This window comes from Myxococcota bacterium (assembly GCA_039030075.1).
Classification (GTDB): domain Bacteria; phylum Myxococcota_A; class UBA9160; order UBA9160; family SMWR01; genus JAHEJV01.
This window is the reverse complement of the sequence record JBCCEW010000001.1, coordinates 71,483-96,385: the sequence shown is the minus strand read 5'-3', so window position 1 is coordinate 96,385 and position 24,903 is coordinate 71,483. Positions and strand designations below refer to the sequence as shown.

Below are 24,903 nucleotides of genomic sequence, written 5' to 3'. Positions count from 1 at the left end.
ATCAGCGGCTCCAGAACGTGGCGTCGGGCGTCGCCAACGCCTGGCGGTGGGTGTCGTCCCCGATCCCCAGGATGCCCGGACGGCGCGCGGGAAGCACAGCCACGTCGTAGATCTGGTCGCAGCTGCGCAGGAACTCGAGCTCGGCGACGCGTGCGCCCGTCGCCGCGTGCAGGACGCTGATCCCGCAGCGGTTCTCCGCGTCGGACCGCTGGATCGCGCCTCCGGCGCGCAGCCGGGAGGTGCCAACGAACCAGTAGTCGCCGTGGCGCGCGAGACCGCGCGCGAACCCGGGAACGCGGTTCACGACCTCAAAGGAACCGCGATCGGTGTCGACCGCCAGGAGCGCTCCCGTCGCTGAGGCGAGCACGAAGAGTTGGCCCTCGACCAGGCGTGGCGAGTGGGGCATGGCCAGGTCGCCGACCACGATGCCACCGCTCGCCACGTCGAGGACCACACCCGACGCTGGCGACGCGTCTCGCCAGGCGTTCGCCCCTCCGGTCGCGGCGAAGGCGGTGGCGTAGCGCGGTCCTTTCGTGTCGACCGCCAGTCCGTTCAAGTGGCACGCGTCCTCCGGCACCGCCGCCTCGACGAACGCGGGCCGCCAGATCGGTCGAAAGCTGAAGCGCGCGTCGAGCTCGAAGAGGCAGGAGAAGAGCGTGTTCACTCCGACCAGCCGCTCGCCTACCCAGGCCAGGTCGTGGACCGCGACCTCGCCGCAGAAGTGGATCGAGCGCGGGAGGTAGAGCGCGTCATAGGTGTCCGGCTGGCGCGGGTACGCACCGGCGAGTCGCGGTTCGTTGGCGAGCAGCACGATCTGGTCGCGCGTCGCCACGGCCAGTCGTTCGCCTTCCAGAGCGATCCCCATCGGCGCATCGAAGGAGCGGGGCAACACCACGATGCGATCCCCGTCCGCCGCGATCGCGATCACCTTCCCGGCGTGCTGGGTGGTGGCGGCGAGAGACACGCCCAATTCGGCCAACAACTCCGGGAAAACCGGCGAGTGGCGGCAGCCGAAGGGCGTAGTCGGGGGCGCGGCGGACATGGGGCCAGTCTCGCACACACGCCCCTTGGGAACGCAGGTGACGGCGGCGAGTCGCTCGTGCGACCATCGAGCCGCCGTCGAGAGCGACCCTTCTCTCCCGACCCCGCCCCACGATGATGACGACGCGACGACGCAGCCGGCGCCGAGAACGGCTTCACGCCTGTGAGGCGAGCCTCTTCCAAGCGATCCGCCCGATCTGGCGCGGCACGCGGAGCGACCTGCGACGCCGCATCCGCGCACGCGTCCGAGCCCACCGCCGCAACCCGACGTGGCTCCGCGACGCGCGACGGCGCGCGCTCTGCGGCCCCGCGGCCGCGATCGCGATCCTCGGATTCGCGGCAGAGGCGGCTCACGCGCGCGCGCCTGTCTTCGACCCCGACCCGCCCAACCCGCTGGCCACGGTCGACGTCGGTTTCTTCGCGACGCCGACCCTCGGTGACCTCGATGGGGACGGAGACGTCGACCTGCTGGTCGGCGAGCTCTTCGGGAGCTTCGGGTACTTCGAGAACGTGGGAACCGCGCTCGCGCCATCGTTCACGGCACAGGGAGGCGCCGCCAACCCCCTGGACGGTGAACTCCCGGGGTTGGCCCCGGCCGCCGCGCTGGCGGACTTCGACGCGGATGGCGACCTCGACCTGCTCGTGGGCCTCGAGTCTGGAGCGTTCGCCTACTTCGAGAACACGGGAGGCCCCAGCGCGCCGACGTTCAGCCAGCGTTTCGGGGCCGCGAACCCCCTCGACGGAATCGACATCGGCGATCGCGCGCAGCCGAGCGTCGGCGACCTCGACGCCGACGGGGACCTGGATGTGCTCGTGGGAGAGGGCAGCGGCGCCCTTCAATACTTCGAGAACGTCGGCAGCGCGGGCGCGGCGAGCTTCGTCGAGCGCACGGGAAGCGCCAACCCGCTCGACGGTACGCAGCCGGGCCCGAATGCCGCGCCCGAGCTCGTGGATGCGGATCGCGACGGGGATCTCGACCTGCTGGTCGGCTCCAGCGCGCTGAGCGCGACCACCGGTGCACTCAACTATTTCGAGAATCGCGGCACGGCCGCCTCCGCGAGCTTCGTCGCGCTGGCGGACGACGCAAACCCGGCGTCCTGGCTCGACCCGGATGGGCTGCCCGTACCGGCCACCGCGGATCTGGACGCCGACGGAGACGCCGATCTCCTGATCGGGGGAACCTCCGGAACGATCGGCTATGCGACGAACGCGCGGGGGTTCGCCGTCGACACGCCGCCGGCACAAGATCCGACGGCGCCGCTGAGCTTCGGTTCACGCCGGTCCCCCGCCTTCGGCGACCTCGACGCCGACGGTGACGTCGACCTCGTCTACGAAGACTCGACGGGTAGCTTTCGCTACTTCGAGAACGTGGGGGAGCCGAACGCTCCCAGCTACCTCGAACGCACGGGAGCCTCGAACCCCTTCGACATGCTCGGGTTCTTCGTGACACTGGCGGCGATCACGCTCGCCGACGTCGATGGGGACGCTGACCTGGACTTCTTCGACGTCGGCGGACAACGCTACTTCGAGAACGTGGGCAACCCGTCCTCCCCGAGCTATCTCGAGAACAGCGCGCCCGGGAATCCGCTGGAAGACCTCGCGGGCGTCGCCCCGATCTCCTTCGGCGATCTCGATGGGGACGGGGATCTCGATGCGGTCTCCGGCTTCATCTCCGTTCGCTACTTCGAGAACGTCGGGAGCGCGACTGGCGGAGACTGGGTCGAGCGCACCGGCGCCGCGAACCCCTTCGATGCGTTCGGAGAGATCATCTACGCGGCCCCCACGCTCGCGGATCTCGATGGCGATGGAGACCTCGACGCCGCCGTGGTCGAAGGCCTGGGGCAGCCGGTCCGATACTTCGAGAACGTGGGCGACGCCTCCTCACCGGTCTTCGTGAGACGCTTCGGTGCGCAGAACCCGCTTCGCGCGACCGAAACGGTATTCGGGACCGTCGCGATCGCTGACTTGGATGGGGACGGCGACGGCGAGCTGATGATGGGATCGCTCATCCGAAGCGGATTCGACCCGGGGTTTTTCGAGAACCCGGGCTTCTTCACGCAGCCTCCCGCCATCGAGCTGACCGGTGCGCTCGATCCACTGGCGGGCGCGTCCCTCCCGAGTGGCGACCCCGTGCTCGCCGACTTCGACGCCGACGGTGATCGCGACGCGGTCATCGGCCGGAGCGACGGCACGCTCGCCTACTTCGAGAACACCCGCGACGTCCTGGCCCCGCTCTTCACCGAGCGCACGGGCCCCGCCAACCCCTTCGACGGCATCGACGTCGGCAGCGACGCAGCGCCCGCCGTGCTCGATCTCGAGGGCGACGGCGATCCGGACCTCGTCGTCGGAGCAGCCGACGGGACGCTCTCCACGCTCGAGAACACGGGCAGCGCTGGCGCACCGGCCTTCGCGCTGTTGACCGGCACCAACCCCCTCGCCGCCTTCGACGTCGGCGATGCGGCGCGCGTCGCGATCGGCGATCTCGATGCCGATGGCGACCCCGACGTCGTCTCCGGCGAGAGCGGCGGCAGTCTCCGCTACTTCGAGAACACGGGCTCGCGCACGAGCCCGAGCTTCACCGAGAACTCCGGTGCGTCGAATCCGTTCGACGCCATCAGCGCTGCCGCCAGCAGCGCTCCCGCTCTCGCTGACCTCGAAGGCGACCGTGATCTCGACCTCACCCTGGGCGGCGCCGACGGCACCCTCGCCGTCTTCCACAACGACGGCACCGCCACCGCCCCGAGCTTCGTCGAGCAGGTCGGGATTCGCAGCCTGTTTGACGGCATCGACGTCGGCGACGACGCCCAGCCCGGGCTCGGCGACTTCGACGGCGACGGCGACCCCGACGTCCTAGTGGGCGAGGCCACGGGCGACGTCCGCGTCTTCCGCCTCCCCGAGCCCGGACGCGTCGGAGCGCTCGCCAGCGGACTCGCCCTCCTCCTCGGACTCGTGAAGCGCCGGCGCCACCGACCCCCCGAGCGTCGCGTGTGCGATGATGCGCGGACCGCAGCGGGGCCCCGACCATGACACCGCACGGCCGACGCCGTCTCCCCTCTCGCCCGACCCGTCGCGCCCGGGCGATCGGTCTGGGCCTCGTGTCGATGTGGGTGATTTCGCTATCCGCTGGCCTCGCGCAAGGCCAATCCTTCATCCGCGACACTTTCGTCGCGACGGGAGACGCGCGCCCCGGCGGCGGCACCTTCGGGCACCTGGCGATCGACGGGCAAGGCGCCGCCAGGCGCGAGTTCGCCGGGGGGCATCTGGCCTTCGTGGACCGGGCTGGCGAGGACGCGCTGTATCGGCGCAGCCACTTCGGAGCGACGGAACTCGTCGCGCAAGTCGGCGCCGCGGCGGCCGACACCACGGGCGGCGAAACCTATGTCGGCGTCTTCGACTGGTCCCTCGATGACGATGCCCGCATCGGCTTCCGTGCCGCCTTCGATGGCGCTACGCCCTCAGACGACCAGGCGTTTTACGGAGAAGATGCGGGCGGCGTCCTTCGCGTCTTCGCCCGCGAGGGCGACGTGCCGCCGCAGTCGGGCACGGCGAACGCGCTCGAGCGCTTCGAGGAAGCGCGCGTATTCCACTACGGCGGCGAGATCTCGATCCTCGCTTTGCGACGCGTGCCCACCAGTCCAGGCTCGATCACCTACCGACACACCCCGAACTTCGGCATCGAATGGGTGTACCGCGAAGGCACGCTCATCTCGGGGGGGATCGGGGTCCAGAGCGTATTCGAAGACCCGGTCGAAGCCAGCTGGCCCACCATCAACACCTTCGGAATGGTCTTCCTCTCGACGATCCTCACCCGCGACGCCGGATCCGCGATCATCGAGTGGGTCCCCGGCGCCATCCCCGCCCACCTCTACGTTCAGCTGGAGGGCTGGGCCGTCCCCGGCCTCGCGGGCGTCACCTACTCCCGCTTCGAGCGAACGCCGCGCGTCAACAAGTTCTCCCAGCTCGCCTTCGACGCGCGCTTCGGGGGTGCGACCGTCACCGACGCGAATGACGAGGGCGCTCTGGCTCCGGACGGCTCGGGCGATGCGCGGCTGGTGATCCGCGAGGGCGACGCCGTCCCCGGGGTCGCAGGCGCGGTGTTCGGCGCGCCCACCACCGAGTTCCTCAACGAATCCGGGGCGAGCATCCATACGGCCCCTCTCGACACGTCTGGAAGCGTGACTTCCTCGGTATGGGAGGCGAGCCCGCCAGGTACGACCACCCTGCGGGTCCGGGAAGGCGATGCCGTTCCGTTCCTGGCCGGGGCGGTCTACGGCCCCGTCGCGGCACGCGGGTACAGCAATGCAGGCAGCCTGCTGATCGAAGCCCAGCTCGAGGGAGGCGGTGTCGTCGACAGCGACAACCGCGTGCTGGTGGTGATCGACGCGAGCGGTGTGCACTGGCCGGTTCTGCGCGAGGGCGAGTCTCTCGTCGTGCGCACCGGCGTCGTCCGTACCGTGCCCGACCGGCTCGAGGAGGTCCGCATGGACCAGGACGGAACCATCGTGGTGGCGCTCGCCTTCGCGCTGGGCGATACGGCGATCCTGCGGATCGGCTTCGACACCGATGGCGACGGGATCCCCGACTATGCGGAGCTCTGACGCCTTGCCGGGTGCACTGTTGCCTGCGGATCGAGGAAGGGACCATGTCCGCGCTTGCGAGCGCGCGCTCTTCCACGCGATCCGCCCCCGCTGGCGCGGATCGCGAGCGGCGTTGCGCCAGCGGATCCGCCGGCAAGTCCGGCCCCATCGTCGCGACGGCGCCTGGCTGCGACGTATGGCCCGCCTCGCTGTCCTGACACCCGTGGTTGCAGCCGCGTGGCTCGGTGTCGCCCCCGCCCGTGCCAGCCCGCCCGTCTTCGACGGACGCGTGGAGAACCCCTTCGTGACGATCGACGTCGGGCTCGGCGCGAGCCCGGCCGCGGCGGACCTCGACGGCGACGGCGACGTCGACCTTCTCGTGGGAGATCACTCGGGAGGCCTTCGCTACTTCGAGAACACGGGCACCGCCCTCGCCGCCACGTTCACCGAGGCCACCGGGAGCGGCAACCCGCTCGCCGGTCAGAGCGGAGGCGCCGTTCCGCGTCCGGCCTTCGCCGATGTCGACGCCGACGGCGACCTCGACCTGATCGTCGGTCGAGACCCCGGCACCCTCGCCTACTTCGAGAATACGGGCGATGCAGTGACGCCTGTCTTCGCCGAGCGCACCGGCGCGTCGAACCCCTTCGACGGCTTCGATGTCGGAAACGGCTCCAGCCCCGCTCCGGGCGACCTCGACCGCGATGGCGATCTCGACGTGGGAATCGCGGAACGCACGGGCGGTTTCGCCTTCCTCGAGAACACCGGCCCGGCGTCCGCGCCGAGTTTCGTCGAGCGCACGGGGGCCGCGAATCCCTTCCACGGCATCCAGGCCGGCCCGAATGGCGCCGCCGCGCTCCTCGATGCCGATCAAGACGGCGACCTCGACCTCGCGGTCGGCGCGAGCGCGCTCGGGTCAGCGTCGGGCAGCATTGACTACTTCGAGAATCAAGGGGACGGGGCGTCACCGCAGTTCGTGCTCCTGCCCGATGAGGCCAACCCGTTCTCCTGGCTCCGGCCTGGGGGGCTGCCGACGCCCACACCCGCCGATCTCGATTCCGACGGGGACCCGGATCTTCTTTGGGGTTCGCTGGCCGGCACCCTCGCCACGGCCCAGAACCGGCGCGGTCAGTTCACCGAACTCCCCGCCACCAACGACCCTACCGTCACCCTGGGATGGCGGTTCGGGGGGGCGCACACCCTTGGCGATTTCGACACCGACGGTGACATCGACCTCGTCTCGGAGCGCCCGACCCAGTCTCTGTCCAGTCGCTACTTCGAGAACGTCGGTACACCGACCGCGCCCGAGTATCGCGAGCGCACCGGCGCCGCGAACCCCGTCGACGGAATCACGTCGTCCGCCTTCTCGACATCGTCCGCCGCGGATGTCGACGGAGACGGCGACCTCGACCTCGTGCAGGCCGCCCAAGCCGACGTCCGCTACTTCGAGAACATCGGTACCGTCGCGGCTCCGAGTTACGTCGAACGCACGGGTACGGAGAACCCCTTCGTGGTGCTACTCGGAGGCCATCCCGCGACCTTCGGAGATTTGGATGGGGACGGAGACCTCGACGTCCTCACCGGCTGGGGCTCCCCGACCCTGAAGTACTTCGAAAACACGGGAACGGTCGCATCGGGCAGCTGGGTCGAACGCACGGGCGCCGCAAATCCGTTCGACGAAATCGGTGTCGTGTTCTACGCCGCGCCGGCCTTCGGCGATCTCGATGGCGATGGAGATCTCGACGTCGCATCCGCGCAGAAGAGCTTCGGGCCAGCGCTCTACCTGGAGAACGTCGGAACGACCGCGTCGCCGCGTTTCGTCGAACGGGTGGGGGACGAAAACCCTCTCGATGACACGAGGATGAGCTTCTCGACCGTCACCCTGGGCGACCTCGACGGCGATGGTGACCTCGATTTCCTGGAGGGGAGTCAGGCCGGTACGAGCTTCGTGGACTTCTTCGAGAACCCGGGCGTCCGCGCCCAGCAACCCGCGATCGAGCTGACCGGAGCGCTCGACCCGCTCGGGGGCGTGTCACTCCCGGGCGGCGACCCCGTGCTCGCCGACTTCGACGCCGATGGCGACCGCGACGCCGTGATCGGCCAGAGCGACGGCACCCTCGCCTACTTCGAGAACACCCGCGACGCGTTGGCCCCGCTCTTCACCGAGCGCACCGGCCCCGCCAACCCCTTCGACGGCATCGACGTCGGCAGCGACGCCGCGCCAGCCCTCCTCGATCTCGAAGGCGACGGCGACCCGGACGTCGTGGTCGGCGCTGCGGACGGGACGCTCGCGACGCTCGAAAACAACGGCAGCGCCGGCGCCCCGGCCTTCACGCTCCTGACCGGCACGAACCCCCTCGCCGCCTTCGATGTCGGCGACGCCGCGCGGGTCTCGATCGGCGATCTCGATGCCGATGGAGACCCCGACGTCGTCGCGGGCAACAGCACCGGCAGCCTGCGCTACTTCGAGAACACGGGCTCGCGCATCGCCCCGAGTTTCACCGAAAACACGGGTGCCGCGAACCCCTTCGACACGATCGGCACGGCATCGGCGAGTGCGCCCGCCCTCGCCGACCTCGAGGGCGACGGTGATCTCGACCTCACACTGGGCGCGGCCGACGGGACCCTCGCCGTCTACCGCAACGACGGCACCGCCATCGCCCCGAGCTTCGTCGAGCAGGTCGGGAATCGCAGTCTCTTCGACGGCATCGACGTCGGCGACGACGCCCAGCCGGGCCTCGGCGACTTCGACGGCGACGGCGACCCCGACGTCCTGGTGGGCGAGGCCACGGGCGACGTCCGCGTCTTCCGCCTCCCCGAGCCCGGCCGCAGGGGCCTCCTCGCCAGCGGGCTCGCACTCCTGCTCGGACTCGCGAAGCTCCGACGACGCTAGACCACGTGACGGCGCGCTGGCTCGTCGAGATGCCGGCGCTCCTCGGCCAGGGTCGCTCCTGGCGAGTTGGCCGTGCGTGGCGCCAGGCGCCAGATCCGGTCCGGCGGGATCGGTGGATGCGCCTCGTCGCCGACGATGATCGTCGTGGCCTCGAGGCGCGCAGTCACGAGGCCGAGCGCCGAACGCGCGCGCGCATCGAGAGAGAAGGCGGGGTCGTCCACGAGCAGCAGACGCGGACGCGGCCACGCCGCCCGCGCCAGGGAAATCCGCGCCCTCGTACTCTGGGGAACGTTGCGCCCCTGCTCCTCGATCACCGTGTCGAGCCCGTCGAGTAGACCCAGGACGTCCCGACCGAGGCCGCAGGCGGCCACCAACGCGACCAACCACGGGTCGTCGCGGTCGGCGGTCGTGGCGTCGAGGTTCTCGAGCACGCTCCCGCGCAAGAGCGGCAGATCGGGCGAGACGAGCCCCACACTCTCACGGACCGAATCGAAGCGAAGGCGCCGGAGGGGCGCCTCATCGAGCCAGAGCACGCCGTCCTCGACGGGATGCTGTCCGGCCAGCACCTGGAGCAGCCGCGACTTCCCCGAGCCGCTCGGCCCGCTGACCAGCACGGTTTCGCCCGCGCGCGCGCGGAACGAGAGGGCCGGCCCGCCCGCCGGTGGCGCCCAAGACTCCACCTCGACTGCGAGCGGACCGACCCCGGGAAGGGCGATGGCATCCCGCGACTCCCTCAAGTGCGGGGCCAAGAGCGCATCCCCAATGCGTTCGCGCCCTTCCTCGAACGCGAGCCGGTAATCCCACGCGCGGGTCAGCTCCCCGAGCGCCGCCGCGACCATGCCGCCGAGCCAGACCGCCACGACGAGGTCCGGAGCAGAGGCTCCATCCACGGCGGCGACGGCAAGCGCGACGGCGATCGCCATGGGCAAGAGTGCGGCGGGAAGGGCGCGCAACGCATGGGCAGTACGCGCCCGCGCGACGGCCGCGTCGCGCAGGCGCTCACTCTGGCGGCGCACGCGGCGAAGCTCGCGACGGGTGCGCCCGAGCCCGCGCAGGGTCGCGGCCGCCAGGAGCTTCTCGCCGAGATTGCTCGCCAAGCGACCGCGACGCCGTCGCGTCTCGCGCACCCGTTGGCGCAGCGGCCGGCTTACCCACGCGGCGGCCATCCCGGTCAGAGGCACGAGGCTCGCGAGTGCGCCCCCGAGATGCGGGTCGATCACGAGCAAAGCCCCGACGAGTCCCACCAACGTGAGCCCGGCGACGGCCGCGCGTGCGATCCCGAGACTCACCCAGTTCCGCAGCGAGTTGAGGTCGCCGATCATCCGCGTCATCGAGAGCCCGTAGCGCCCTGCGGCTTGGACGGGTCGGGCCGTCAGGCGGTCGAAGAGACGCAGGCGTACGCGCGTCACGTAGTCCTGACCCAGGCGCTCGGCGTCCCCCGCTTCCACGACGCGAAGCCCCCAGAGCGCTGCGCTCGCGAGAACGAGCCCGGCGAGCGCGAACACCGGGGGACGCGGCGTCTCGACCGATCCGACGGCCACTCGAAGCAATCCCGCGATCGCCACGCCCAGGAGCGCCTGGCCCATCCCGTTCGCGATCAGACGCCAGAGCTGAGCCCGTCGTCCCGCGGCATAGATGCGCGGCAACCGTGCTCGAGAGCTGCTTCGCGCCACGGCTAGAGGAACACCGCGAAGCGGAACAGGAACAGGTGGGGATCGTCGCTCCGTCGGGTCCGACGCTGCTTCGATTCGACGTTCACGTAGTTGAACATCAGGCGCACGTTCTCGCGCAGGTACCAGTTCGCGCCGAGGGTGATATCGGTCGCGCTGCCACCGCGCACGGTCTCGTCGTTCAGATCCAGAGCGCTCACGCGCACGGCCAGCTCGACGGCGCCCCAGCGCGCCTTTGGCCGCACCCCACCGAAGACGCCGCGGGAGCGGCTGTAGCGCTTGCTCTCTCCGGTCACGACCCAGCTGCCCTGGACGTACCAGCCGTGAAAGGTGGGGTCCGGGCGGGAGCGCGACCGCGAAGGCCGCGACAGCCAGCTCTGGAGGTATTCCCCCTGCAGCGAGAACGGGCCGTAGATGCCCCCCGCCTCGGCCCCGAAGGTGGTGACTTCGTCGACTTCCCGGAGTCGGCCCGTGCTGAGCAGGGGCTCCGCCAGGAACGATTCGGGGCGCGTGCGCACCCGATAGCGACTGCGGTGGTCGTTGTCCCGATACTCGACCGCCGCGCCGAGGTGCAGCACCCGGCGATTCTCCGCCCAGGGTGCGTAGGTCAAGCGCGACGCGAAGGACACGTGCTCGCTGCGCTTCGTGTCGTTCTCCTCGACACCGAAGGGCTCGATGCCACCGAAGACTGCGAAGGTCCAGTGATGACGCCGGCGCGTGTCGCCCAACCGCCCACGCGCCGCCAGCATCGCTCCGGTCTGAAAACCGGGAGCCAGCACGCTCGGGAGCGCCCGCTCGAGGAAGGAAATCGTATTCGAAGAGCCCAGGCTCTCGAGCCCCAGGGGCGCAATGAAGTTGCCGACCTGGAGCTGCACCTTCCGGAGCGGTGTCCAGCGCAGCCAGACGTTCCGCCACCCGCGACTGTCGCTGCCACTCTCGTCGGCGAACTCGCGATCCACCCGCAGGCGCCAGTCATCGCCGTACCGCACGCGCAGCTGCAGTCGGCCGCGGCGCACGTCGAGGTCGTTCTTCAGCCGGGTGCGATCGTCGTCGAAGATCGCTGCGTCCAGGTGGAAGCGTCCCCCCAACCGCACGCGCAGGTCACGCCACTCCCACGCGAGGCCCTGTCGCGTGGAAGCCGACAGCTCGCCGCCCTCTCCGGATGCCAACAGGAATCGCTCGTCGGCGCTCGCAATGCTCGCGAGCACGACGGCCCCGAGCAGCGCTGCCTTCGAGGCGCGCATCAGCGCGCCCCCGTGGTCGGCGCGTCCGTCGACAGAAACTCGAAGACCCGCTCCGCGAGCCCGGCCTTGACCGCTTCGGGGAAGGAGTGGCCCACCCCGGGGAGGGTCGAGAAATGCACCCGCGGCTCGAGCGCACGCTCGATCGCCGCGTCGCGCATTGCGCTGACCCAACGGCGAGCGCGTTCGACGCGGTCCCAGCCCTGGCGTCGATCGATGCCCGGGCCGCTGCGCAACGCATCGTCGCGCTCGGTGTCCCGGTCTCCCACCAGCGCCAACATCGGCACGCGCAGGAACGCCCCGGGTCGCAGGGTGGCGGCAGCGAGCTCCGCGCCGAGACGCAGCCCGTAGGGGTAGGCGCGGGCGCGATCCGGGAACGTGTACCAACCCGCCGACGCCAGCACCGCGCCCCGGACGTCCTCGGGGTGAGCCATCGCGTACCGATGCGCGAACTGAGCCCCGCCCGAGTAGCCGAAGAGCCAGACGGTCGTGCCGTGCCAGAGCCCACCGCGGATCTCCTCGAGCAGATTGCGGAGGGCGAGATCCGCGCGCGCGCCGCGCCCCCGACGGCCGAGTCGCTGGTAGTCTTCGAAGCGCACCTCGTCGAAGAGGGGCGTCACGAGGGCGCAGCCGAGCCGCTCGGCCACCGGGACGAAGACGTCGAAGTGCTCGTCGACGTTTCGCGAGATGCCGTGAATCGCGACCAGGACCGGGCCGCGGTTCACCCCGGATGGAACGTAGAGGCGGTAGGGAAGTCCGTCGGCCGCGACGCCTTCGCGAGACGCATATCGGAAGACGTCGGTCACCCCGCCGCCCCCCCCTCCTGGTGGGCACCGCACGCCGCCCGGAGTTTCTGGATCGTCGCCGGCTCGCCGAGCTCCAGATGTCCGAGCACCGGCACCCCGGTTGCCGTCGTGGCCTCGCGCACTTGCAAGGGCGCCGCGTCGAGGCTGCCCGTCAGGGCCAACGGCCGCCGACCCAGCTCGCGCAGCTGCAGGACGCCACACACGGCGCCCATCGCATCCGGGGCTGCGAGCACGACGTCATCACAGAGGTGCCGGAAGCTCGCGCTCTGCAGCAACCGGGCGGTCTCGGGCTGGAGCAGACCGTCGGCGATCTCGAGCAGGATCCAATCGACCGCGTGCTGTTGGAGCGCCCCGACGAGCTCGGTGAACACGCGCTGAACCGCGTCGGGCGACAAGCGGTAGGTCGAGGCATACCCGACATCGGTGAAGTCCAGCACCGGGTCCGCGCCCGCATCGACGAGCAGGAAGGGGTCCCCCGCAGCGCCGGTGCCCGTGACCTTCGCGTACCCCACGCGCAGCCCCGCGCGTCGCGCACCTCGCGCGAGGTGGGCCGCGGTCGTGGTCTTGCCCGAATCCATCGACGTTCCCACGACGGCGAGGGTGGGCACGCGACCCGGCACGGGCGCCGGCCCCGGAGGCAAAGCGGCGCTCGCGACGTTGAGCGGCGGACCCCCGGGCTCTTCGGTCACGAGCCCGATCGGTCGCAAGCGCGTCGGGCCACGCCACAGGCGGCTGTGGCGCTCGACGACCTGGGCGGCCACGCCACCGCCGGCGACGAGGTGGCAGGGACCCAGCGAGCGGGGCACCGACGCCTCGAACTGATTGGGCGCGTAGCGGTGGGCGTAGACCACGACGATCTCGTCGCCGATGAAGAGCTGACGCCGGCGCCCGTTGGCGAGATGGAGCTTGCGGTGGTGCCCCAGGCCCTCGACCCGGGCGAGCACGAGATCGCCGGGACGCGGACGTCCGTTCGGGTCGAGGGCGCGGAGGACCGCGCGGGGCACGCGCCGTGCCGTGTACGCCATGGGCGCCTTGGACAGGCGGGGATCGGCGGGGATGGGCAGAGCGAACGGAGCGGCTTCGCTGGGGTTCATGCGTGATTCCGGGCGAACCGGGTGGGGACCGGCCCTCGCCTTCGCGGCGGATCCTCGCCCCCTCCCAGTACGCGAGCGGGCCGTCCGGGGCGGGATCCAGGTCTTCATTTTTGGGAAAATTATCCCAAATTTGACAATGCGCAACGCGCCCGCACAGCGCCCCTGGGAAGCGCACCCACGGCGACCGAGGTCGCGTGCAGGGCGACTCGGGCCACCCACGCGGGTCTGCCCGGCGGACGCGACTGGCTCGCGGCGCCACGGGGCGCCCGGGATTCAGCGTGGGCCGAAGATCCGCTCGAGATGCGCCCGGGACGGCGGCTCGGTGAATCGCGAGACCAGGACGGTCGCTGCGACCGAGGCGAACTCACCGAGGGTCGCGCAGGCGTAGGGACTCACCGCCTGGGCCTCGAACCAGACCGCGGCCTCCGCGAGCGGTGTCCCGGCGAACCACGCCGCGGGGATCAGCGCAGCCTTTGCGACGATGAAGGTGCCCGCGCCCGCCGCGAAGCCCGCGAGGGCTCCCGCGCGGGTCACGCCCTGCCACAGCACGCCGAGCACCAGGGGCCCGGCCAGCGCCGCCATCATCCCGCCGACCCCGATCCACACGAGCAGCGCCACGTTCATGTCGAGCAGCGCCCACGCCATGGCGGAGGCGGCGGCCAGGGTCAGGGCCGTCGCAATCCGACTGATGCGCAGCACGATCACATCGATCTCGGCCTCGCTCTTGTCGGCATGCCAACGCGGCGCAATCGAGCAGCGGTAGAGATCGTTCGCGAACACCTGGGAGGTCGACACCACCAGGCCATCGGCCGTCGACATCACCGCCGACAGGATTCCCACCCCCAGCAACGCCGCCAGCCAGACGGGCAGGAGTTCAATGAAGAGCGCGGGCACGGCCGCGTTCCCGCCTCCTGAGACGAGGAGCGCGTCCCCGAGCACCGCCCGCGCGAGCAGGCCGCCGAAGGTCATCAGCGGCAGGGCGAAGCCCAGCGCAAAGCAGGCCACGATGAAGACGCGACGGTCCGTGCCGGCGCGCAGCGCCCAGAGCTTGTTGCCGATGTGGGGGAGCAAGCCGAGGGGCACGTGACACAGGAAGACGGCAACCACGTCCCACCACGAGTCGAAGATCGGCGCGGTCGGGTGGATGAACGCGAGGTTGCCCGCGTCGAGTTCCTCGAGCCGGTCGAAGACGGCGCCGGCGCCCTCCCCCACCCCGAAACCCACCACGAACATGGCGACCACCGCGAGCGAGAGCATCACCATCAGGCCACCCTGGGTGCCATCGGTGAGGATGTCGGCGTGGGCCCCGCCGATCACGACGTAGGCGCCGAGCACCGCCGCCGTGATTCCGAGCGCCCAGCCCGGGGAGAGCCCGAGCAGCTGCTCGAACATCACCAGGCCCGCCACCAGCTGCCCCGCCAGATAGAAGAGCAGCATCAGCGAGAAGAGCGCGAAGCAGACGCGCAACAGCTCCGACTGGTAGCGGTCGCCAAGAAACTCGGGAATCGTGCGGTTGCCGAAGGACGCGCCGGCGCGCGACACCGCGCGCAGACAGATGAGCACGCCCAGGTACACCCCCGCCGGGTAGAAGAAGGTGTGCTGGAAGGCCGATACGCCGTTGGTGTAGGCGAAGCCGGGAAGACCGAGGAAGGTGGCGCCGCTGGCGGTCGTCGCGGCAAAGGCGAGCGCGAGGAAGAGCGGACCGTAGGCACTACGGGCCGTCGCGAAGTCGTCACCCCCGCGCACGCGGCGCATGCCGGCGATGCCGAAGCCGACCATCGCCGCCACGTAAACGACGAGGAACCCCCAGGACCAGAGCTGGAGTTCGGTCATCCGCGGGTCCGAGCCCCGTTGCGGAGCCCACCCCAGCACGCGACGTACTCGCGCGGCGGCATGCGGCTACAGCACGCCCTCGAGCGCCGGTCCCATCAGGTCCTCGAAGTTGTGGCGGTAGAAGCGTTCTTGCACATCCGCCGGTAGGTGCCCGGTGCTGCGCTCGAAGCGCCCGAGCGGATGACGACCGCCTTCGACGTGGGGGTAGTCGGACGAGAAGAGGCAGACCTCGGGTCCCGCCTGCTCGATGATCCAACCCGCGTCCTCGGCCGGAAACGGCGTCACCCGCACCTGCCGCTGGACGTACTCGGAGGGTTTCAGCGACAGCGCTCTCAGCCGGTCCTCCATGCGGGAGAACGCGTCGACCGCGGAATCGAGCTGCCGCATGAACCCGGGCAGCCAGCTCGCTCCGAGTTCGATCACACCCACCCGCAGCTTGGGGAAGCGCTCGAGGACGCCGTCGAGGATCAGCATCGAGAGGGCGAGGCTCGGCTGGGCCGGGATCGCCATGTACGACACCGAGGTGAAGTTCTCACTGCCGCCGTGGAAGTCCGGAACCGGCGGCGCGCCGTTGTTCTTGTGCGCGTCGCTCAACAACTCGTCCGGGTTGCCGACGTGGAACAGGATCGGCAGCCCCGCCTCCTGGGCGCGCGCCCACAGCGGATCGAGCGCCGCGTGGCTGGTGGCGTGGTGGCGCGGACAGCGCGAGGGAACGAGGAGTGCGCGACAGCCGGCCTCGATGGCCTGCTCCGCTGCGCTCGGCACGCGTTCGAGGTCGGCGAGGGGCACGTAGCCCACGGCGAGCAGACGCGAATCGCCCGCGCAGAACGCGCTCATCGCCCGATTGCTCGCTTCGGCGGTCCCGTAGAGCAGGCCCATGTCGTCGCGATGTTCGAGAGCCGCGAGGTGGCCCACGCTCACGGTGGGGAAGATGAGCTGGCTGGCGAACCCGAGCAGGTCCAGCGCCTGCGGCCGGTCTTCGGCCAGGAACGACCCGGTGGCCTGCCAGTTCTTGCGGAGCATCAGTTCTTCCGGGTCGCGCGCGCGGTACGCGGCATCGGCGTGCAGCGACCGGCAGCGATCCACTTCGCTCCCGCAGTAGGGCGCGAGCATCTCTCGCAAGCGGCCCACCACCCGCGCTTCCGCGAAGCCCTCGAACCAATCGGGCGTTTCGAGGATGTGGGCATCCGCGTCGTGCACGACGCGCCCCGTCTCGACGTAGGGCATGGCGGCCTCCCGTAGGCGGCCACGCGCGGGTGGTCCACGGCGCCGCAGCGACACCCCAGACTGACACGTCCCGACGGAACCTGCTCGGCGCGAGGCGACCGCGGGCGACCTCAGCCGGCGCTACCCGTCGAGCCGAGGCCGACGAGAGCCACGACAGGGCTCAGCCCATTTCTGACATACTGGGGCCACCCATCCTGGGCAGGGGTCGGGTGCATCGCCACTCGTGAGCTGGCGGAGACCCCATGAAGCCCTTCCCCCTCGTCCTCGGCGTTTGCGCGGGGCTCGTCGCGACGCCGGGCTCTGCGGTTCCGGTCGCGCTGGCGGGCGACCTGAGAGTCCTCTCCCTCAGGGACTCCAGTGTTGCCGGGACCGGTGTGGGTATGGGCGATCTCGTGGAGCGCGGACTTCCCCGCGTTCCTCGACTTCGAGAGCGATGGGTTCAGCGTGTTCTGGACCGACGTCGACGGGGGTCAGATCGACTTTCTTGGGAGCATCGAGAGCCTGACACCCGTCCCCGAACCCCACTCGGGCGTGCTCTTGTTGCTCGGGCTCGCAGCGATGAACCGGGCACGACCTTCGCGGGCCGCTCGCTCGGACCCGGGATGACACCGACCGTTCGGCGCCTTCGCAGATCGACGGGCGCCGTGTTCCAACGTGCTCCCGATGGGGGACGAAAGCGCTCAGCAAACACGTCTGCGGCGCGCACGCGTCGCACCCCTACTCGCCAAGAGCACGGAGAGCAACGCACCCCCCACGACCCCGAGCCCCGGCACCGGGGGTCGGTCGCAGAGGTTGAGCAGCACGCTGAGGTCGTCGCTCGCCTCGTTCGTCGTCACCAAGTCGGGAACGAGATCTCCGTCGAAGTCGGCGACCGCCACTGTTCTCGGCGCATCTCCGACCTCGAAGTGCAGAGGCGGGCCAAAGCTGCCGTCGCCGTTCCCCGGGAGCACGCTCACGTCGTCGCTCCGCCAGTTCGCGGTAATCACGTCTGGCTTCCCATCGAGAGTCACGTCTGCGAGGGCCAGCCCGAGCGGGGTATCCCCAGTCGGGTACACCACGTCCTGCTGGAACGTCCCGTTCCCGATGCCAAGGAGCACGCTCACATCGTCGCTGACGTTGTTGGCGACGATCAAGTCGGGAATCAAGTCCCCGTCGAGATCCTCGATCAGTGCGGCTTCCGGTATCTGCCCCACCGAGACGGGATCCGGCGCCTGAAAGCTGCCGTCCCCGTTTCCCAGAAGGACGCTCACTTCGTTCGCGTTGCTGCCGTTGACGGCGACGACGTCCGGGACAGAATCGGCGTCGAGATCGGCCACCGCGAAGGACTTCGGCGACTCTCCAGTCGAGAACGCGACGGGAGCCTGGAAGGTCCCGTCGCCGTTGCCGAGCAGCGCGCGCCCTTCGTCGAGCCCCGCGTTCGCCACGAGGAGGTCCGAAATCGAGTCGCCATCGAGGTCGGCCACGACGAGCGACGAGGGCAACTCACCGGCGGGAAACGAAGCCGCCGGCTGGAGCGTGCCATCCCCGTTCCCGAGCAAGACGACGACGCTGTTGTCGTTTCGGCTCGTTGCGGCGAGATCGACGATGCCGTCGCCGTCGAAGTCGGACGATTGGACGAAGCCGGGGTTGTCCCCGGCTGGAACGCTGATGGCCGCCGAGAAGGTACCGTCTCCGTTTCCTAGCAAGATGCTCAACGTGTCGGTAGGTCCGTTCGACGCGACCAGGTCGGGAACCTGGTCGCCGTTCAGATCGACGGGGAGTGCCGCGCCAGGAGAGTCCCCGGCTTCGTAGGTCTCGGCAGCCAGGAAACTCCCGTCGCCGAGACCTTTCAGGATGCTCAGGTCACTGCTCTGCGAATTCTCCGTCGCGATATCGAGGAGGCCGTCCCCGTCGATGTCCGCGACGTCCACCGCCCCGACGCCGCGGCCCGCGCCGTACTTGACTCCGGGCTGGAAGCTGCCGCCGGCGTTGCCCAGGAGCACCGACACGCCGTTGCCCCCTTGGGCGAAGCCCACGATGTCCGTGACGCCGTCCCCATCGACATCCACGACCTCGAGGATGCCCGTCGCCTCTCCGGCCGACGAGACCTGTGGCGTCTGAAAGGTCCCGTCTCCGTTGCCGGGCAGGATGAGCAGCTCGCTGGTCGTAAAATCGATCGCGAGCAGATCCAGGACCGTGTCGCCATCGACGTCGATGAACGCAGTCCGCCCCGGGGAAACTCCGATCGTGAGGTCGTTCGCAGCCTGGAAGGTGCCGTCCCCGTTTCCGAGGAGGACATGGACGTTCGAACTCACCGAGTTCGTCGCCACGATGTCGGGCGCGCTGTCGCCGTTCAGATCGGCGATCCGCGCGCCGAACGGGAAGGTGGACCCGGGGGTGCCCACCGGGTACGCCACCGGCAGCTGGAAGGTCCCGTCGCCGTTCCCCAGCACCACGTTGACGCCGGTGAACTGATCCGTCGTGACGAGGTCGGGAACGCTGTCCCCATCGAGATCACCGACGGCGAAGCTGCTCGTAAAGAGGGCCAATGTCGACGGGGAGTTGATCGACGCCTGAAAGGTGCCGTCGCCGTTGCCGAGCAGCGCACGCACCTGATTGCTCCGCACCGAGAGCACGTCCAGGATCGTATCGCCGTCGACGTCGACCGCGGCCAGGCCGATGGGGAGCGTACTCGGCCCGTACAGCACCGGCGGCGCGTAGGTGCCGTCCCCGTTCGCCAAGAGGACTGCCAAGGCGTGGCCATCGATTCCCGCCGTGAGCAGGTCGACCTCCCCGTCACCGTTTACGTCGACCGCCTGGACGCCATTGGGCCCGGGCTCGACATCGATGCGATCGATGAAGAGTCCGTCCGCGCTCACCTCGGTCGAGAGTGCGAGCACGACGAGGACGGCCGCCAGGTAGCGAGCCGGCGGTTTCCTGTCGTGCCTTCGCGCTAGACGCATGGAGCCCCCGCCGCGATCCCACGGCTTCACCCGGCGCGGTCGCGTCGGCCCATCTTCCCGTCGCGACGATCCGCGGGTCAAGCCGCGCGGGGGGCGGGGGCCCTCTGCGCCCACAAACGAGAACGCCCCCGGCCGGGTGGCCGGGGGCGCTTCGTTTTTCTGGAGCACGAGACCGGGCTCGAACCGGCGACCCCCACGTTGGCAACGTGGCGCTCTACCAACTGAGCTACTCGTGCTCGGAAAGCGTTGGACGGGAGAGTATCCGGGCCCCCCGCGGGCGCGTCAAGGGCGCAGCCGCTTCGGCCCCAGCGGCTCGATTCCGGGGAGGAGACGCCCTCCCCGCTCGGCCCCGTCCAGTGTTGCGCCTAGAGCCTCCGCACCTTCTCGCCACCGGCGATGCCCTTGGTGGCGTTGCGGGTGTCGAAGACGCGCTCGGCCTTCTCCACCACCCGCGCGGTGTCGACCGCGGCGTGGTCGGTCAGGATGATCACCAGGTCGTAGGCCGCCAGGGTGGCGTCCGAGAGATCGGTGCCCTTGAGCGTGTGGCCCTCGATATCGATCTCGCTGACATGGGGATCGTGGAAGGCGATCTCGGCGCCCTTCTCGCGCAGCCGCTGGATCACATCGAGGGCCGGCGACTCGCGGACGTCGGAGACGTTCGCCTTGTAGGCCACGCCCAGGATCAGGATCCGCGCGCCGTTCACCGCGAGGCGGTCGTCGTTCAGGATATCGGCCACGCGATCCGCCACGTGGGACGGCATCGCGTTGTTGATCTCGGTGGCCAACTCGATGAAGCGCGCGGGAAAGTTCAGCGTCTTCATCTTCCACGAGAGGTAGGTCGGGTCGACGGGAATGCAGTGCCCCCCGAGGCCGGGCCCCGGCAGGAATTTCATGTAGCCGTAGGGCTTGGTGGCCGCCGCTTCGATCACTTCCCAGACGTCGAGCCCCAGGCGCTCGCACATCAGCGCCACCTCGTTCACGAGGCCGATGTTGATGGCGCGGAAGGTGTTCTCGAGGAGCTTCACCATCTCGGCACTCTGGGTGGAAGACACCGGCACCACCGTGTCGAAGATGGTCTTGAAGAGCGCCGACGCGAGCTCGCAGCAGAGCGGCGTCTCGCCGCCCACGACCTTCGGCACCTCGTTCACGGCGAACTGCTGATTCGCCGGGTCGATGCGCTCGGGCCCGAAGGCGATCGCGAAGTCCTCGCCCACCTTCAGCCCCGTGCCCTCGAGGAGCGGCACGAAGAGCTCATGGGTGGTGCCCGGGTAGGTGGTGCTGCCCAGCACGATCAGCTGCCCGACACGCAGGCGCTTGCGAATCTCCTCCATGGCCTCGGCCATGTGCGAGACGTCGGGGTCCTTGCTGCGCGTGAGCGGGGTCGGCACGCAGACGTTGATCACGTCGCAGCGCGCGAGCTCCCCGAAATCCGTCGTGGCCACCAGGGCGCCGCTCTGGGTGACCTTCGCCACCTCGTCGGCCGGGACGTCTTCGATGTAGGAATCGCCGTCGTTCAGCGTTTCGATCTTCGAGCGATTGAGGTCGAAGCCCGTGACGTGGAAGCCCTGCTTCGCGAACTCGATCGCGAGGGGAAGCCCGACGTAGCCCAGGCCGACGACGCCGATCCGCGCGTCACGCGATTCGATGCGATGTCGCAGTTCCGTCAAACGGGTCATGAGTCACTCCCAGTTCCGGTCTCTGCATCATTCCCCTGCGGCGCGGCGGCCAGGCTCCGGAAGTACTGCGCGAAGTAGTGGTATCCCGACGCGATCGTGAGCGCCGTGGCGATGAAGAGGAAGACGAGGCCGACGGTCTGGGCGTTCAGCCCGATCGTCGTGAAGTGGAAGAGCAAGGCCCCCACCGCGATGTTCTGCGTGACGGTCTTCAGCTTGCCGAGGCTCGACGCCGCCACGACCTGTCCGCCCGCCGACGCGATGCCGCGCAGGCCGGTGACGGCGAGCTCGCGGCCGACGATCGTCACCACCATCCAGGTGGCCCAGAGCGGGATTCGCCCCATCGCGAGCAGGACGATCAGGGCCGTGGAAACGAGCAGCTTGTCGGCGAGCGGATCGAGCAGCTTGCCGATGTGGGTGACCTGCTGACCGCGGCGCGCCAGCCAGCCGTCGACGAGGTCGGAGACGGCGGCCACGATGAAGAACCAGGCCATCACCGCACTGGCGGACTCGCTCGGGAAGAGCGGGTGCAGCAGCAGGACCGGCACCACCGCCGCGCGCATCGCGGTGATGGTGTTGGGCAGATTCCAGAACCGTTCCGCCGGCGGGGCCTCGGGAGCGGTTGCGGAAACGGTGTTCGTTTCGTCGGGTGCGGGCACGGACCGTTCGCGCGTCTCGGCGGAGGTCTTTCCCTGCAGGGCGTGGCGGGAGAGCGGCGGCCGGCGCCCGGACGACGGCGCGGCGACCGACTCGATCGGCTCGCTATCGAGGGAAATCGCCATGATATCGACGATAGTAGGTCAGAACCCGCTCCACGTAAGCCTTGGTCTCCCGGTAGGGCGGAATGCCGCCGTAGCGATCCACGGCGGTCGGCCCGGCGTTGTACGCGGCCAGGGCGCGGCTCACATCGCCATAGCGATCCAGCATCTTCCGGAGGTAGGCGCTCCCGCCGTGGACGTTCTGGGCGGGCTCGAAGGCGTTGTTGACCCCGAGGCTGGCGGCCGTGGCCGGCATCAGCTGCATCAGCCCCTGGGCGCCGGCGTGGGAGACGGCCTGGGAATCGAAAGCCGACTCGGCGGCGATCACGGCCTTGATCAGGGCGGGCGGCAGCCCCTGGTGGTAGGCCGCACTGGTGATCAGAGGGTCGTACTTCCGGGACTTCGGGGCCCGGTGCTTCGGAACCCGCCGCGAGAGCTCGCGGCGGAGGGTCATCGGCTTGAAGCGATCGTCCCCACGGGGATCGTTGGTGAAATGGGTGACCCCGCGGTCGTCGACGTACATGTAGACGCCGCCCGCTGCAGCGGGCCCTGCGAGGGCACAGGCCAGCAGCGCGGCTCCAATGGCAACCCGCACGATCCCCCCACGGGGGATTGCCCCGTCCGGGGCGGCACGCATAGAATGGGAGCGTTCCATCGCTCGGCCGTTATCGGTGCTTCCTCCGGCGCCCCTTAGCCTCCGGCGCCCTACGAGTCCTCCCTTTGCCGAACCCCCAACGCTTCGACGTCCTCGTCCTCGGGAGTGGGATCGCAGGCCTCTTCTACGCGCTGCGCGCCGCGGAGCTGGGGCGCGTCGCGATCGTCACCAAGAAGCGCGCTGCCGACTCGGCCACGAACTGGGCGCAGGGCGGAATCGCCGCCGTCCAGGACGAGGACGACAGCTTCGACGCCCACGTCCAGGACACCCTGGTCGCCGGCGACGGCCTGTGTCGACGCCCGGTCGTCGAGCACGTGATCGAACGCGGCCCGGCGATGATCGACGCACTGCTGCGGCTCGGCGCCGAGTTCGACGTCTCGGAGACGCCGCCCGAACCGGGGAAGTCGGCCTTCGACCTCACCCGCGAAGGCGGACACACCCACCGCCGCATCCTCCACCACCGCGACGCGACGGGCCGGGAGATCGAACGCGTCCTGCTCTCGAAGGCGCGCTCCCACCCGAACATCTCGCTCTACGAGGATCACTGCGGCATCGATCTCATCACGTCGCAGAAGCTCGGCTGGCCCGGTCCCAACCGCGCCGTCGGCGCCTACGTCCTCGACTCGGGTAACGGCGAGATCGACACCTTCCAGGCGCGCGTCACGATGCTCGCGACCGGTGGCGCGGGGAAGGTCTATCTCTACACGAGCAACCCGGACATCGCGTCGGGGGACGGCATGGCGATGGCCTATCGCGCAGGCGCGACCCTCGCGAACATGGAGTTCGTCCAGTTCCACCCGACCTGTCTGTATCACCCGCAGGCGAAGTCGTTCCTGATCAGCGAAGCCGTGCGCGGAGAAGGCGGCATCCTCAAGACCCAGTCGGGTGAGCCCTTCATGCAAGGGCTGCACGACCTCGCCGACCTCGCGCCCCGCGACATCGTCGCCCGCGCGATCGACGAAGCCCTGAAGCGCACGGGCGACGAATCGGTCCTCCTCGACATCACCCACAAGGACGCCGACTACCTCCGCGACCGCTTCCCCAACATCTATCGGCGCTGCCTCGAGTTCGGTGTCGATCTCACCCGCGAGCCGATCCCGGTGGTACCGGCGGCCCACTACTGCTGCGGCGGCGTCCTCACCAACCTCGACGGCGAAACCGACCTGCCGAACCTCTTCGCCGCGGGCGAGGTCACCTGCACGGGGCTCCACGGGGCCAACCGGCTGGCGTCGAACTCGCTGCTCGAAGCGCTGGTCTTCTCCGACGCCGCCGCGCGCTCCACCGAAGCGCGGCTACGCGAGGTGCCCCCGGACGAACACGAGGCCCCGGCCTGGGAGACGGGCGACGCCACCGAGAGCCCCGAAGCCGTCGTCATCACCCAGAACTGGGACGAGATCCGACGCTTCATGTGGAACTACGTCGGCATCGTGCGCAGCGATCGCCGCCTGCGCCGTGCCCAGGCACGCATCGACCTGCTCCAGCAGGAGATCACCGACTACTACTGGAACTGGCGCGTCACCCCGCCCCTCGTCGAGCTGCGCAACCTCGCCACCGTCGCCGAGCTGGTGATTCGCTGTGCGCGGGCCCGCAAGGAAAGCCGCGGCCTGCACTTCAACGTCGACTACCCCGACCACGACGACACGAACTTCAGCGACGACACCCGGGTGCGCCGCAAGGACCTCGTCTAGCCGGCCCGCGCTACTCGGGCGTGACGTAGGCGCCGGTGATCGCGCCGTCGACGAGGAACTGGGTGCCGTTCACGTAGGACGACTCTTCCGAGGCCAGGAAGAGCGCCGCGCGGGCGATCTCCTCGGCTTTCGCGAGGCGTCCCATCGGGACGTGCACCAGACGCCGGGCGCGCGCGTCGGGGTCGCGGAGCAGCTCCTGCAGGAGCGGCGTGTCGACGGGCCCCGGGCACAGGGCATTCGCGCGGAGGCCCTGCTTCGCGTAGGCGACGGCGATCTCACGCGTCATCGCGAGCACACCGCCCTTGCTGGCGGTGTAGGCGATCTGGGCCGTCGCGGCGCCGACCACGGCCACGAAGGAGGCGGTGTTGATGATCGACCCGCCGCCTGCGCGTTGCAGCGCCGGAATCCCGTACTTGCAGCCCAGGAACACGCCCTTGAGGTTCACGTCGATCACGGTTTCCCAGACCGACTCGGGCGTGTCGACGGGGAGACCGTCTTCGTCGGGGAAGATCCCCGCATTGTTGAAGAGCACGTGGAGCGCGCCGAAGGTGCGCTCTGCCTCGCCGACGGCCGCCTCCACCGCCGTGGCGCGGCGCACGTCGAGGGCGACGGCATGGGCCTGGCCGCCCGCATCGGCAATCGCCGCGACCGTTTCACTCGCCCGCGACTCGTCGATGTCGGCAGCGACGACGTTCGCGCCCTCGCGAGCGAAGAGCAGCGCGGTCTCGCGACCAATGCCGCTCCCGGCACCGGTGATCATCGCAGTGCGGCCGGCCAGTCTTCCTTCGCGCGCGGACATGCGCGGCGC

The 24,903-nt window shown here is 69.8% G+C and carries 17 protein-coding genes and 1 tRNA gene; 5 read left to right on the top strand and 13 right to left on the bottom strand.

The genetic code is table 11. The features are described 5' to 3' along the window. Nucleotide 1 precedes the first annotated feature (1 nt). Nucleotides 2-1,042, bottom strand: a complete 1,041-nt coding sequence (locus tag AAF430_00365; protein ID MEM7408669.1) for a TIGR03032 family protein — start codon at nucleotides 1,040-1,042, stop codon at nucleotides 2-4. 113 nt (nucleotides 1,043-1,155) lie between these two features. Between AAF430_00365 and AAF430_00360 the strand changes: the two genes are divergently transcribed. From AAF430_00360 to AAF430_00350, 3 genes are all read left to right on the top strand, one after another. After that, a complete protein-coding gene (locus AAF430_00360; GenBank protein MEM7408668.1) occupies nucleotides 1,156-4,068 on the top strand; it encodes a VCBS repeat-containing protein in 2,913 nt (970 codons plus the stop codon). A gap of 80 nt (nucleotides 4,069-4,148) precedes the next feature. After that, a complete protein-coding gene (locus tag AAF430_00355; GenBank protein ID MEM7408667.1) occupies nucleotides 4,149-5,639 on the top strand; it encodes a choice-of-anchor tandem repeat NxxGxxAF-containing protein in 1,491 nt (496 codons plus the stop codon). Nucleotides 5,640-5,814: 175 nt separating this feature from the next. Then, a complete protein-coding gene (locus AAF430_00350; GenBank protein MEM7408666.1) occupies nucleotides 5,815-8,508 on the top strand; it encodes a VCBS repeat-containing protein in 2,694 nt (897 codons plus the stop codon). Here AAF430_00350 and AAF430_00345 read toward each other — a convergent pair. The 6 genes from AAF430_00345 to AAF430_00320 all read right to left on the bottom strand — a co-directional run bounded on the left by AAF430_00345 (nucleotide 8,505) and on the right by AAF430_00320 (nucleotide 16,379). Then, complete coding sequence (locus AAF430_00345) at nucleotides 8,505-10,154, bottom strand: ABC transporter ATP-binding protein (protein ID MEM7408665.1); 1,650 nt, start codon at nucleotides 10,152-10,154, stop codon at nucleotides 8,505-8,507. The genes AAF430_00350 and AAF430_00345 overlap by 4 nt on opposite strands. A gap of 29 nt (nucleotides 10,155-10,183) precedes the next feature. Further along, complete coding sequence (locus AAF430_00340; protein ID MEM7408664.1) at nucleotides 10,184-11,422, bottom strand: porin; 1,239 nt, start codon at nucleotides 11,420-11,422, stop codon at nucleotides 10,184-10,186. Next, a complete protein-coding gene (locus AAF430_00335; GenBank protein ID MEM7408663.1) occupies nucleotides 11,422-12,225 on the bottom strand; it encodes an alpha/beta hydrolase in 804 nt (267 codons plus the stop codon). The genes AAF430_00340 and AAF430_00335 overlap by 1 nt, the downstream gene beginning before the upstream one ends. Continuing rightward, complete coding sequence (locus AAF430_00330) at nucleotides 12,222-13,319, bottom strand: DUF1611 domain-containing protein (GenBank protein MEM7408662.1); 1,098 nt, start codon at nucleotides 13,317-13,319, stop codon at nucleotides 12,222-12,224. The genes AAF430_00335 and AAF430_00330 overlap by 4 nt, the downstream gene beginning before the upstream one ends. A gap of 273 nt (nucleotides 13,320-13,592) precedes the next feature. Continuing rightward, nucleotides 13,593-15,152: a sodium:solute symporter family protein gene (locus tag AAF430_00325; protein MEM7408661.1), complete on the bottom strand. Its 1,560-nt coding sequence runs from the start codon at nucleotides 15,150-15,152 to the stop codon at nucleotides 13,593-13,595. Nucleotides 15,153-15,218: 66 nt separating this feature from the next. Next, entirely contained in the window at nucleotides 15,219-16,379 is a 1,161-nt protein-coding gene (locus AAF430_00320) for an amidohydrolase family protein (GenBank protein ID MEM7408660.1), read from the bottom strand. Between the two features lie 360 nt (nucleotides 16,380-16,739). Between AAF430_00320 and AAF430_00315 the strand changes: the two genes are divergently transcribed. Continuing rightward, a complete protein-coding gene (locus AAF430_00315; GenBank protein ID MEM7408659.1) occupies nucleotides 16,740-16,985 on the top strand; it encodes a PEP-CTERM sorting domain-containing protein in 246 nt (81 codons plus the stop codon). 74 nt (nucleotides 16,986-17,059) lie between these two features. On the opposite strand, the gene AAF430_00310 is transcribed toward AAF430_00315, so the two are convergent. The 5 genes from AAF430_00310 to AAF430_00290 form a co-directional block, all read right to left on the bottom strand. Further along, nucleotides 17,060-19,321 (bottom strand): VCBS repeat-containing protein, encoded by a 2,262-nt coding sequence (locus AAF430_00310; protein ID MEM7408658.1) that lies wholly within the window; start codon nucleotides 19,319-19,321, stop codon nucleotides 17,060-17,062. A gap of 160 nt (nucleotides 19,322-19,481) precedes the next feature. Beyond that, nucleotides 19,482-19,557, bottom strand: a tRNA-Gly gene (locus tag AAF430_00305). Between the two features lie 129 nt (nucleotides 19,558-19,686). Continuing rightward, a complete protein-coding gene (locus tag AAF430_00300) occupies nucleotides 19,687-20,997 on the bottom strand; it encodes a nucleotide sugar dehydrogenase (GenBank protein ID MEM7408657.1) in 1,311 nt (436 codons plus the stop codon). Further along, nucleotides 20,994-21,776 (bottom strand): CDP-diacylglycerol--glycerol-3-phosphate 3-phosphatidyltransferase, encoded by a 783-nt coding sequence (gene pgsA / locus AAF430_00295; protein MEM7408656.1) that lies wholly within the window; start codon nucleotides 21,774-21,776, stop codon nucleotides 20,994-20,996. The genes AAF430_00300 and pgsA overlap by 4 nt, the downstream gene beginning before the upstream one ends. Continuing rightward, nucleotides 21,757-22,347, bottom strand: a complete 591-nt coding sequence (locus tag AAF430_00290) for a lytic transglycosylase domain-containing protein (GenBank protein ID MEM7408655.1) — start codon at nucleotides 22,345-22,347, stop codon at nucleotides 21,757-21,759. Before AAF430_00290 ends, pgsA begins: the two co-directional genes overlap by 20 nt. 125 nt (nucleotides 22,348-22,472) lie before the next feature. Between AAF430_00290 and nadB the strand changes: the two genes are divergently transcribed. Then, a complete protein-coding gene (gene nadB / locus AAF430_00285; GenBank protein MEM7408654.1) occupies nucleotides 22,473-24,095 on the top strand; it encodes an L-aspartate oxidase in 1,623 nt (540 codons plus the stop codon). A gap of 10 nt (nucleotides 24,096-24,105) precedes the next feature. On the opposite strand, the gene AAF430_00280 is transcribed toward nadB, so the two are convergent. After that, on the bottom strand, nucleotides 24,106-24,894 hold the full coding sequence (locus AAF430_00280; protein MEM7408653.1) for a glucose 1-dehydrogenase: 789 nt from the start codon (nucleotides 24,892-24,894) through the stop codon (nucleotides 24,106-24,108). Nucleotides 24,895-24,903: the final 9 nt, after the last annotated feature.